The organism is Candidatus Coatesbacteria bacterium (genome assembly GCA_014728225.1).
Classification (GTDB): Bacteria; RBG-13-66-14; RBG-13-66-14; order RBG-13-66-14; family RBG-13-66-14; genus WJLX01.
Genome location: WJLX01000033.1, coordinates 1 through 11,664, shown reverse-complemented (window position 1 = coordinate 11,664; position 11,664 = coordinate 1). Strand labels below are relative to the sequence as shown.

Annotated in this window: 9 protein-coding genes, 1 tRNA gene and 1 pseudogene; 7 read left to right on the top strand and 4 right to left on the bottom strand. The window is 66.9% G+C overall.

Annotated features, from left to right (window positions below; all coding sequences use genetic code 11):
• Positions 1–335 precede the first annotated feature (335 nt).
• From GF399_02660 to GF399_02650, 3 genes are all read left to right on the top strand, one after another.
• The gene (locus GF399_02660) at positions 336–539 is read left to right on the top strand and encodes a 4Fe-4S dicluster domain-containing protein (GenBank protein ID MBD3399214.1); all 204 of its coding nucleotides are present in this window, start codon (positions 336–338) and stop codon (positions 537–539) included.
• 24 nt (positions 540–563) lie between these two features.
• On the top strand, positions 564–1,613 hold the full coding sequence (locus tag GF399_02655; protein ID MBD3399213.1) for a radical SAM protein: 1,050 nt from the start codon (positions 564–566) through the stop codon (positions 1,611–1,613).
• 303 nt (positions 1,614–1,916) lie between these two features.
• The gene (locus GF399_02650; protein MBD3399212.1) at positions 1,917–4,004 is read left to right on the top strand and encodes a prolyl oligopeptidase family serine peptidase; all 2,088 of its coding nucleotides are present in this window, start codon (positions 1,917–1,919) and stop codon (positions 4,002–4,004) included.
• On the opposite strand, the gene GF399_02645 is transcribed toward GF399_02650, so the two are convergent.
• Positions 4,001–4,507, bottom strand: a complete 507-nt coding sequence (locus GF399_02645; protein ID MBD3399211.1) for a hypothetical protein — start codon at positions 4,505–4,507, stop codon at positions 4,001–4,003. The genes GF399_02650 and GF399_02645 overlap by 4 nt on opposite strands.
• Before the next feature lie 76 nt (positions 4,508–4,583).
• Here GF399_02645 and GF399_02640 point away from each other — a divergent pair.
• The 3 genes and pseudogenes from GF399_02640 (at position 4,584) to GF399_02630 (ending at position 7,255) form a co-directional block, all read left to right on the top strand.
• A tRNA-Thr gene (locus tag GF399_02640) sits at positions 4,584–4,659 on the top strand.
• Between the two features lie 2,081 nt (positions 4,660–6,740).
• A pseudogene (locus GF399_02635) lies at positions 6,741–6,821 on the top strand (streptolysin S family bacteriocin).
• Positions 6,818–7,255 (top strand): hypothetical protein, encoded by a 438-nt coding sequence (locus tag GF399_02630; protein ID MBD3399210.1) that lies wholly within the window; start codon positions 6,818–6,820, stop codon positions 7,253–7,255. Before GF399_02635 ends, GF399_02630 begins: the two are co-directional and overlap by 4 nt.
• A 158-nt stretch (positions 7,256–7,413) precedes the next feature.
• Here the strand turns inward: GF399_02630 and GF399_02625 are convergent, their stop codons facing one another.
• Positions 7,414–7,734 (bottom strand): hypothetical protein, encoded by a 321-nt coding sequence (locus GF399_02625; protein MBD3399209.1) that lies wholly within the window; start codon positions 7,732–7,734, stop codon positions 7,414–7,416.
• 196 nt (positions 7,735–7,930) lie between these two features.
• Here GF399_02625 and GF399_02620 point away from each other — a divergent pair, with 196 nt between their 5' ends.
• Entirely contained in the window at positions 7,931–8,203 is a 273-nt protein-coding gene (locus tag GF399_02620) for a hypothetical protein (GenBank protein ID MBD3399208.1), read from the top strand.
• A 205-nt stretch (positions 8,204–8,408) separates the two neighbouring features.
• Here GF399_02620 and GF399_02615 read toward each other — a convergent pair whose 3' ends face one another.
• Together GF399_02615 and GF399_02610 are read right to left on the bottom strand one after the other, a co-directional pair.
• Entirely contained in the window at positions 8,409–9,680 is a 1,272-nt protein-coding gene (locus GF399_02615; GenBank protein ID MBD3399207.1) for an MFS transporter, read from the bottom strand.
• Between the two features lie 213 nt (positions 9,681–9,893).
• Positions 9,894–11,129: a diaminopropionate ammonia-lyase gene (locus GF399_02610; GenBank protein MBD3399206.1), complete on the bottom strand. Its 1,236-nt coding sequence runs from the start codon at positions 11,127–11,129 to the stop codon at positions 9,894–9,896.
• Positions 11,130–11,664: the final 535 nt, after the last annotated feature.

Sequence of the window (11,664 nt, the reverse complement as noted above, 5' to 3'; positions counted from 1 at the left end):
CGTACGACAACACCGATCCGCACCCAACCGCCGATAACATAGGGCCGGCGGGTGTTTTTGCCCGAAGACCTCCCGCCGAAGGGAGGTCTGCGGTATGCAAAAACCGTGACGGCCCGGCGGCGTGGGATTGAAACCCCGCCCCCCGCAAATCGACGGCCCTGTAGGGCGGGGACTGGCGTCCCCGCCGCTTGCCAAGACGCGCTGTGTCGGCTATACTGGTTTAATTGACATACAAGCGGGCGGTCGACGGCAACGAGCAGTTGACTAGCCGACCGGCAAAATGCTAGGCTGTCCCAGCGCTAAACCGGCCTGACCACCTCGGAAAGGGACGGCGGATGTCCCTGCTCCTCGATCGCGAGCGCTGCGCCTACTGCGGCGGCTGCGTCGGTGTCTGCCCGACGCTGGCCCTCGAGCTGGTCGAGCTGCACCTGACCATCGACCAGGAACGCTGCACGGGTTGCGGCGCCTGTGTCGGCGTCTGCCCCACCGGGGCGCTGAGCCTGACCGAGATGCCGGCTGTGACAGACGAAACGGATTAACCGCACACCCCGCGAGGGACGAGTATGGCTTTCAACCTCAAGCGTATCCGCGGCGAGTGGCTGGCCAACTTGGCCCGCAACCTGCTCAAGGTGCGCTTCGACAAGGACAAGCCCCACGGTCACGCCATCCGGCCCGTGCTGGTCAGCTACAACATCACCAACCGCTGCAACATGCGCTGTGAGTACTGCGGCTACCCCCAGATGGACCATCGGGAGCTCGACACGGCGCAGATGCTGCGGGTGCTGGAGAAGATCCGCCCGGGCTGCCCCGCCCTGGACATCTCCGGCGGCGAGCCGCTGATCCTCAAGGACATCGACCGGATCATGGCCCACGCCTACGACCTCGGCTTCGCCCCCCTGGTACTCAACACCAACCTGCTACTGATGCCCAAGCACGAGGTCCTGTTGGACTACATCGACCAGATGATCGTCAGCCTGGACTCGACGGACCCCGGCACCTGGGACAAGGTCGTCGGCGTCAAGGGCGCCTGCGACCGGGTGATGGGCCTGCTGCGCGAGTACGCCCAGGAACAGGATAAGAAGGATTTCCAGATCAACATCAACGCCGTCATCCTGCCCGGCATGCTGGACCACATCCTGCCGCTGCTGGACTTCGCCGCCGAGATCGGCGTCAGCTTCAACGCCGTGCCCCGCGTCGACGGCTTCCACCCCAACCCGGATCTCGTCGGCAATCCCGAGTACGAAGCCCTGATCGATACCCTGATCGAGCGCAAGCAGGCCGGCTATCCCGTTCTCAACACCACCCTGTACCTCGAGCGGGTGCGCGACTTCCTGCCCTACCGCTGCTACGCCACGGTGACGCCCAAGGTCGGCCCCCTGGGCGAGGTCTACTACCCCTGCACCAAGGTCCACTGGTCGGCGGGCAACCTGCTCGAGGAGCCCAGCCTGTGGGCCGTCTTGCAGCGGGCCTACCGCGACGCCCCCATGCACCACTGCGGCCACCTGTGCTACATGAGCTGCTACATGGAGCCCATCCACTACCTCGAACACCCGATCAGCTTCCTCGTCGAGGGCCACCTGTCGCGCCTGGTCGGCAAGCGCAACGCGTCGTAGACCGGCAATCGCTGGCACCCAAGGCCGGGGCTACCCCGGCCTTCGGCATATATCGACCGCGGCGATGCGGTCCGTTGAAAACCCGACCGCCACTCCCGCCGCAACTAGAAACAAGAACCCCCGGAACTGGCACGGTTTTTGCGGAAACGCACCGTTATCATTGGTGGTAACGGTCGTTGAAGTGCAAAAACCGTGCCAGTTCCGGGGGTTGGCTGTCAAGCGGTACCGTGAGACAAGAAACCGGGTTTTCAACGGACCGGCCCGGACTTGCTCCACGTTCTCCGGCGTTTTAAACTGGGTTTGATGAAAAGCGATCATCCGTCCCGGCGATTGGAGATGAACATGCCCCTCGATTATCCCGAAACCCCCAAGAAGCCCGTCGAGGAGACCCTGCACGGCGAGACCGTCGTCGACGACTACCGCTGGCTGGAGGCCGACGAGGATCCGATAGTCAAGCGCTGGGCCGCGGCCCAGGAGAGCCTGACCCGGGCGCACCTCGACGGCCTGCCCCAGCGGGAGTGGCTGCTCGAGCGCCTGGAGGGTTTGCTGCGCTACGACGACGTCGGCTTTCCCATCCCGGTCAAGCGCGGTGAGCGGGTCTTCTACTACGCCAGGGAGGGTCGGGAGGAGAAGTACCGCCTGCTGACCCGGGCGGACCTGGACTCCGAGCCCGTGACGCTGCTCAACCCCAACGAGTGGGACGACGAGGCGACCCTGGACTACCACGTGCCGAGCTTCGACGGCGGGCTGGCGGCCTACGGCGTGGCGCGGGCGGGCGACGAGAACCCGTCGGTGCGCGTCATCGACGTCGCAACGGGGGTGGACCGCGAGCAGGACCTGCGCGGCAGGCGGCACTACGGCGTGAGTTGGCTGGCCGACGGCTCGGGGTTCTACTACTCCTGCAATCCCGCAGCCGGCGAGGTTCCGGAGGGCGAGGAGCATTATTGGCACCGGGTCTACCTGCACAAGCTGGACGCCCCGGCCGACGAGGACGTGCTGGTCTTCGCCCACGACGAGGTCAAGGAATACTTCCATTTCGTCGAGGTCGACGAATCGGGGGAGTGGCTCGTCGGTCACCGACGCAACATGGGCGAGCGCAGCGAGGTCTACCTGGGCCGGGCGGGCAGGACGGAGCTGCGGCCGGTGATCACCGGGTTGGAGGCCCTCTACGAGGCCCACGTCCGGGACGGTTTCCTCTACGTGTTGACCGACGAGGACGCCGAGCGCTACCGCCTGTTGCGGGCGCCCGTCGAGGAACCCACGGAGCTGGAGGAGGTGATCGGCGAACATCCCGCGGACAAGCTGGCCGAGGTCCACGGCATCGGCGGCCGGCTCTACGCCCTCTACGAGCACGACGCCCACCACCGGCTGGTGGTCTTCTCGGCGGGGGGCGAGGAGCTGCGCGAGGTCGAGACGCCGGGCCTGGGGATGCTGACCGTCGGCGGGAGCTGGGCGGGTGACGAGGTCCGGCTGGGCTTCGAGTCTTTGGTCAGCCCGCCGCGGCGCTACTATTACGATTTCAGCGCCGACGAAACGACCCTCTACAACGAGCCGCAGATCGACTTCGCGTCCGGGGACTACGTCCTGGAGCAGCACTGGTTCACCAGCCGCGACGGCACCCGGGTGCCGCTGTTCATGGGCCGGCCCCGGGAGCTGGAGCCGGACGGGGAGCGGGCGGCGCTGCTGACGGGTTACGGCGGCTTCAATCTCAGCCGCCACCCGCGCTGGAACGTCGCCGCGGCGGCCTGGCTGGAGGCCGGCGGGGTTTATGTATCGGCCAACCTGCGCGGCGGCGGCGAGTACGGCAGATCCTGGCACGAGGCCGGGATGAAAGAGAACAAGCAGAACGTCTTCGACGACTTCCTCGCCGCGGCCCAATGGTTGGTCGACGAGAACTACACCCGGCCGGAGCGGCTGGCGATCTCCGGGCGTTCCAACGGGGGCTTGCTGGTCGGGGCGGCGTTGACCCAGCGGCCGGAGCTGTTCGGCGCCGTCTTCTGCGGCGTGCCGCTGCTGGATATGCTGCGCTACCACCTGTTCGGTCTGGCCAACATCTGGGCCGCCGAGTACGGCAGCGCGGCGCATCCCGAACAGTTCGAGTACCTGGTCGTCTATTCGCCCTACCACAACGTCGAGGACGGCGCGGCTTATCCGCCGGTGCTGATCACGGGGGGCGACAACGACGCCCGGGTGGCCCCGCTCCACGCCCGCAAGATGGTCGCCCGGCTCCAGGCCGCAGATCCGGAGGGCGGTCCCTTCCTGCTGCAGCCCCTGCGGGCCTCGGGACACCTCGGTGGCACGACGCTCTCCGTGCAGATCGCCCAGCTCGCCGATCCCCAGGCCTTTTTGATGCACCACGCCGGGCTGACCCGGCCGGGGGCCGAGGGTTAATCGCTTACGTAGAAGGCCGCCGCGCCGTCGACGGTGGTGAAGAAGGCCTCGTCCATCAGCTCTTCGTGGGTCCGCGGGTCCAGGTAACGGGCAGTGATCTCGACCTCGCCGTCCTCGTAGACGCGGAAACGGACGTAGTTGAGGACGTAATCGCGATGGGCGATGAGCTGGCTGTGGCCGAAGCTGATGTAGGCCCGATCGTTGCCCACCACCTCGCGGCCGAAGTACTCGAAGGCCCCGACGGGCATCCCGCCGACGGCGACGGGTCCGGTGCCGACGGGCTCGTTGTCGATGAGCATCTCGCAGTCGGCGTAATCGACGACGACGCGGACCGCGCCGCCGCTGGTCAGGGCCTGGTAGAGGGCGTCGAAGTCCTCCAGCCACCGGGCGGCGGTGATCAGCGTCGGCAGCAGCACTAGCAGCAGGCAGATCCTTTTCACCTGGGCACCTCGCTTTCGCTGTGCATTGGGTTGTGCTTGGTTAGGGTTTCCCGGGGCGAGTATAGCCGTCGTCGACGGCCTTCGGCAAGCGCGGCTCTTGACCCTCGGGTCCGGTCGGTGCTATATTGGCCGCCGGTCGGCCGGTGTAACTCAGTTGGCAGAGTAGCTCACTCGTAATGAGCAAGTCGGCGGTTCGAGTCCGCCCACCGGCTCCAGCGTTTTTTCGGCGGCAGACGCGGCGGCGGCGTTCAGCTCTCCTGGACGAGCCGCCGCGAACCGTGGGGGGCTCATCCCCCCGCCCAGCGGCTCCAGCTTTTTTTCGGCGGCAGACGCGGCGGCGGCGTTCAGCTCTCCTGGACGGGCCGCCGCGAGCCGTGGGGGGATCATCCCCCCGCCCAGCGGCTCCGGCGTTTTTTTCGGCGGCAGACGCGGCGGCGGCGTTCAGCTCTCCTGGACGGGCCGCCGCGAGCCGTGGGGGGGGGACCCTGTCCGCGTAGCAAACGGGCCGACTATAAGGTCGGCCCCTACGGTTGGGTAAAAACCCGCCGCCCCCTTCCCATCGCCGGCCGCCTGGGCTACAATAAAGCCGAAACGTACAATCGGGAGCAGCCCGCCGATGCGCAAGGTCCTCGCCCTGCTGACGATCCTCCTCTGCGGCGCCGTCGCGGCCCAGTACGACTTCGAGGTCCCGCGGATGGAGGCCACCGTGGCCGTCAACCATGACGGCTCCTGCGACATCTACTACGCCATCAGCTTCTTCTGCAACAGTTGGGTCCAGCCCGTGGACATCGTCGACATCGGCATGCCCCAGGATACCTACGACCTGGACTACGCCGCCGCCTGGCTGACGCCGCCGGTCAGCGAGACCCTCGCCCGCAAGTGGTCACCCGACGAGATGTCGGACTACACCAACCGCTGCCAAACCGAGCAGACCCTGATCCCCCTCGAGAAGATTTACGACAGCGAGTACGTCGATCCGGGCATCGAGGTCCACCTCGATCCGGTGATCGACGAGGGCCAGTTCGCCACCCTGGTCTTCCAGGTCAAGCTCTACCACTTCATCTACCCCGACGATGAACGGGAGGACCACGCCTCGGTGGAGTTCGCGCCGACGTGGTTCAGCTCGGATTTCGTCTCGGGCACCATGGATCTGACGCAAAAGATCATCTTCCCCCCCGGCGTCACCGAGGAGGAGACGATCTATCACCAGCGCGAGTACGACCGATACGACTTCGTCGGCGAGGGCGACAGCCGGCAGATCGTCTTCATCTGGCACGATCCCGACGCCTACGCCGGCTACCAGGGCGAGACCGTCGGCGTCAGCTTCCCGCGCGGGTACCTGGCCGAGGACGCCGTCTACGAGCCCAGCGCCCTCGAGGAGTTCTTCCGCGGCGCCTGGGGCTTCATCGTCTGGGCCTTCCACTCCATCGGCTGGTGCTGGATACCGATCGGTTTCTTCGTCCTGTCGACGGTGCTGTCCTACATTCGGCGCAAGCGGCGGCGTCTGGCGTACCTGCCGCCGACGGCCTCCGTCGAGGGTGTGGGCATCAAGCGCGGCCTGACCGCCGTCGAGGCCGCCGTGCTGCTCGAGACGCCCCTGGACCGGGTGCTGAACATGATCCTCTTCGGCCTGCTCAAAAAGGGCCGCCTCGAGGTCGTCGAGCGCGATCCGCTGCGGCTCAAGGTGCTGCCGGCCGCCGAGTCCGTCGGCGCCGCCGCCGTCAAGCCCAAGCTGCGCAAGTATGAGCTGAAGCTCATCGCCGCCGTCGACGACGCCGGCAGGCTCGACCGCGATCAGGTCAAAAAGCTGTTCGTCGGGCTGATCAACACCGTCAACAAGAAGCTCCAGGGCTTCAGCCGCAAGGAGACCCGGGAGTACTACCGCAGCATCATCGCCAAGGCCTGGCGCCAGGTGGAACAGGCCGGCGCCGACGACCTCAAGGTCGAAACCTGGGACCGCGAGCTGCAGTGGGTGATGCTCGACGAGGACTTCGGCGACCGCACCCGGCGCACCTTCGACGACATCGTCATCCTTCATCCGCCCTACTGGTGGTACCGCTACAATCCGAGCTACGGCGGCGTCGGCGGCTCCGGCCTCGGCGGTGGACCGACCGGCGGCGGCCCCGCCGATCCCGGCCGCCTGCCCGACCTGCCCGGCGCCGACTTCGCCAACGACATCGCCGGCGGCGCCGAGGAATTCGCCGGCTCGATCATGGGCGACGTCGGCTCCTTCACCTCCTCGGTCACCGACGTCACCAACCCGATCCCGGTCAGCACCTCGTCGAGCGGCGGCTTCTCCGGCGGCTCCTCGGGCGGCTGCGCCTGTGCCTGCGCCTGCGCCGGCTGCGCCTGCGCCTGCGCCGGCGGGGGGCGATGACCCCCGGAGACGAAACCAGACCGACGACGATCGCGGACGTCTTCGTCTACGGCACGCTCAAAAGCGGTGAGCGCAACAGCGACGTCGTCCAGGTCCAACACCGTCGCACCGCCCGCCTCGCCCACGGCCTGCTCTACCATCTCCCCGCGCCCCGCGACTTCCCCGTCCTCGACCTCGAAACCGCCGGCGCAAACCCGATCCGCGGCGAGCTCCTCCGCCTCGCCGAACCCCGGCGCGACCTGCAGCTCCTCGACTGGTTCGAAGGCTGCTCAAACCACGTCCCCGGCGGACTCTACAACCGCAGCCGCGTCCTCATAGAACTGGACGACGGCTCCGCAGTCGAGGCCTGGGTCTACCACCTCGACGACCGCGACAGCCTGCCCGCCGGCGCCGAACCCGTCCCCGACGGCCGCTGGACCGGCCGGGAAGCCTAACCGACGGGTCTCCACAACCGACGCTCAACCACCTCGCCTAAACGCCGCCGACGAGCGAACACACACAAGGGCCGGCACGGTTGTTGCCCGAGTTCACCCCACGGGTGAACTCGGTACGCAAGAACCGTGCCGGCCCGGGCTCAAATGACTTGTCGGCTTCAGCCTTCCTGCTTGTTACCGCGCAGCAGCAGCAGACCGACCAGCAGGGCCAGATAGGCCAGCCAGGTGCCGCCGTAGGAGATGGTGTGCAGCAGGCTCAGCGACTCGCCCAGGGCTTTCATCGCTGCGGCGTCCCCCGGCTGGACGCCGGAGAACATCAGCTCACGGGTGTAGAAGGCCTGCAGCAGCTTGCCGACGAACAACAGCACGAAGCCGATCATCAGCAACAGGAAGCCCCGGTTCCTGTTGCGGGTGTAGGCGAAAACGGCGGCGACGGCGATCAGGCCGGTCAGGATGGCGGGCAGGAAAACACTCAACATCGCTTCCTCCGGTGGGTTGCTTGACGGGGATTGGCTGTCATCCGTCGGCGAAGGTAGCCCACGGCGCCGCCGGAGTCAAGGGCGCCGCCGCCGTCGATACGCTCCGCTTGTGCGATAATCCCGGGCCTGCTATACTTCAAACGATCCTGGAAACATCAATCCTCTCCAGCGTACCATCCTCAAAACGGAGGTAGAAATGCCCGCAGATACCGTTACCTTAGGCGTGACTTTCAACATGATGTGGGTCGTGATGGGCCTGATCCTGCTCGCCGGTTTGCTGGGCATCATCGCCTGGTTCAAGTCCGGTCAGGGCTCGATCGCCTTCATCGCCATCGGCACCGTGCTCATCGGCGCCAGCCTGCTGTTGCAGATCATCGGCGTTAACGTACCCATTCTTCTCTACATCACCTGGTTCGCCGCTCCGGTACTGTTCGGCATCGGTTTCTTTCTGGCCATCCGCAACGGCTGACCGGACCGACGCCGCGTCTTTCAACGGGCCGACCGCTGGGTCGGCCCGTTGCTGTCGTGGAAGACCGCCTGACGCACCGCCGGTCGCCGGGCCGTCACATTTCTTGCAATAGCAACGCACCCTCGGCGGGTGCGTTGCGCAAGAAATGCGCCGCCCCTCACCCGTCGCGCCCCACAGGGCGGGGATACCATCCCCGCCGTTCGCGCTAGGCCTCCGGTCGCTGCTGCCTGACCCCCAGGAACAGCAACAGCCCGGCCCCCAGCATCAGGCCCATCGTCAGCAGGGCCAAGCGGTAGTTCCAGGGCTCGATTTCACGGAAGACATCGGCCACCACGCCCCAGAGCAGGGGGCCGACCACGGCGGCGGCCTTACCGGCCAGGGCCAGCAGGCCGAAGAACTCGCCGGCCTTCGCCGCCGGGATCAGGGTCAACAGCATCGGCCGCGTCGTCGTCCAGATCCCGGCCAGCAGGAAGCCCACCAACCCGGCGACGACGTAGAACACCCAGGGGGTGTGGCTGAAGACGCCGAGGAGCACCGGTCCCAGCCAGGCCGTCAGGATGATAGTCAGGGTCCGCCGCGGCCCCAGGCGGTCGGACAGCCAGCCCCAAGTGAAACCTCCGGCGATGCTGGCCAGGGTGCCGACGAGGAAGATGGGCACCTTGACCTCGTCGGGCATCCCCAGAACCTTCTGCATGTAGACGGCCATGAAGCTGATGATGGTGTGGACGGCCTCGAGGAACAGAAAGGCCGCCAGCAGGTAACGCCGCAAGCCGGGGTAGTCCCCTGTCTCGCGCAGCACCTTGAGGTAACGCCGGAAGACGCCCTCCCCGGGGGGCGGTTTGCGCCGTCGTTTCTCGCGCACGCCGATCAGGCAGGGGATGGCTAGCACGCCGAACAACAGGGCCGTGGGGATGAAGCTGGCCGCCCGGCCCGCATAGCCGGCGACGACACTGCCCTGGGTGACGGGGAAGATGACCACGAAGGCGATGATCGAGCCCAAGTAGCCCAGGGCGACCCCGAGGCCGGAGACCTTGCCCCGCTTCTTCGGCTCAGCCAGTGAGGGCAGCAGGGAGTTGTAAAAGACCTGGGCGGCCTGGAAGCCGTAGTTGGCGGCGACGAAGAGCAACAGGGTGCCGCCGGCCCGCAACCACAGCGGCCCGCCGCTCATGGCCGTCAGCCCCATCGCCGCCGTGGCGCCGACGCTGACCAGGGTCAACACCCGCAGGGGCCGCAGGTGATCGCCGCGCTCGTCGGCCCGGGCCCCCAGGTAGGGCGTGGTCAGGCCGACCAGCAGCATGCTGACCGCCAGGGGCACGGCGTAGGTCAGGTCGGTCAGCCCCAGGTCGTCGGTGATCCACTGGGGTAGAAACAGGGTGATGACAGCCATCGAGAAGATGGTGTTGGCCAGGTCGTAGAGGGCCCAGAAGGCCACCGGCCAGCTCAGCCAGCCCCGTCGCTTATCCGTGGTGTCGGCCATGTGTCTGGTGAAGTTCGTCGTTGAGTGATTGTCGTGCACGCTTGAATTCGGGCCATGATAGCATACTCCGGGCAGTCGGCCGCCGGCCCGCCGGGTTGCAGCAAGATACCTTTTCCCGGCGCCGTCACGGTTATTGCGGCCCGCGGTCTCCCGCCCGGGGAGACCGCGGGCAATAACCGCGCCGGCGCCTCGTTTACAGCGTATCGTCCGCCGTCAGCCGTCTTGGGCGGTTCCAAGGCCGGCGAGGAGCCGTTGGTGGGCTGCCGGGTCGGTGGCGCCCTCGGTGTTGATCAGCAGCGCCCGGCTGGTTTCAGCGAGGCCGAGGTGTTGGCGCAGCGGCGCTGGGGCGCAATCCTCACCGAGCGCCAGCAGCGCGGCCAGGCCGCTCGCCCCGGTCTCGCCGCTGACGACCGGCTCCCGGAGGGCGGCGCAGCGGCGCACGGCGCGGGGGATCCAGCCGTCGTCGAGGGCCAGGGTGCCGTCGAGGCCGTCGCGCAACGGCGGCCAGGCGATGCTGGAGAGGGTACCGCAGTTGAGCCCGGCCATCAGGGTTCCCGGCGTGGAGACGCTGCGGGGGCTGCCGACGCGCAGGGATTCCAGCAGACAGGCGGCCCTCAGCGGCTCGACACCCAGCAGGCGGGGCCGTCGTTTTCCATAGCGGGTGTGGTAGAAGTGGACGGCGGCGGCGGCGAAGCTGCCCACGCCGACGGGCAGCAGGACCAGCTCGACGCCGGGGTCGTCGGACCCGTGCAGCCCCTGCTCCGTCAGCTCCTCGAACAGGGTCAGGTAGCCGGCCTGGATGCGCGCCGGGACCTCCTCGTAGCCCGGCCGGGCCGTGTCCTGGATCAGCGTCCAACCCTCGTGCTCGGCGCGGTTCGCGGCGTGGGCGACGACGGCGTCGTAGTCGGCGTCCAGAACGTGGACGGCGGCTCCGCGCTGGGCGATGCGCCGGGAGCGGGCGTCGGCCGTGCCCCGGGGCATGTAGACCACGGCCCGGCGCTGGAAGTGTGCCGCCGCCCAGGCCACGGCCATGCCGTGGTTGCCGTCGGTGGCCGTGCAGAAAGTCTCGGTTTCGGGACGCTGCGCCAGATGGCGCTGGATGGCCCAGGAGGCGCCGAGGACCTTGAAGGCCGCCACGTCGAAGCGCCGGGCCTCGTCCTTGATGTAGACGGCGCCCAGCCCCAGCTCGGCGGCCAGCTCCGGGGCCGCGACCAGCGGCGTGGGGGCGTAGCCCGGCAGGCTGCGGTGGAAATCCCGCACGCCGGGTTCGGTGAAGGCCCGCCCGGCGGTGTTGTCCCAGTCGGGTCCCGCTGGATGGTTGATGACGTAGCGGCTGGGTTTCATAGAAGGAATGGTACCCGGTGGGAGCTGGGGGGTCAAGGGGCGGCGGATGGTTCGGTTGGGGTTACGCCAGCCCGCCCTCAATCGCCCGCCCCGCAGCTTGGGCATTCCTCCCGCCGTTTGGGCGTCACTATCGTAGCTCTAAGCCAACACCAATCCGCGACGGACCGCCCCAGGGTTCACCCTACGCGAGGATTGAAAGCATGGCTTTGATAACCAAGTCCTGCAAACCTATCCAGAAGTGTGACATCCTCACCTGCGCCACCCGGCTTCGCTGAGGGTTTGAGCCTTGCCAAGATTGAGCAGGCCCCTGATCAACCACTTGAAATGGTCGAGGCTGATCTAGTCTGTTTTACTGGTCCCAGAACTCGTTCAGTATTTCTCGATCCGTTTCAGAACAGCCTTCGAATCGATCAACGTTTCCTCGGCATATCCTCCCGGGATCTGATGGGCCAGACCGGGAATTTTGGGATCGTATACCGTGTTCGGACCGATACATGTGTGTAACATGCTGTTAACATACGGGATGGGCTGTGATATTCTGCCACGAAAAGGCGATCAACAAGAGGCAGAAAACCGAGCAACCGACCGGCCCAGTTGTTGCCCAAAATGTAACCATAGAGCGCACTATAAGTTGGCCGAT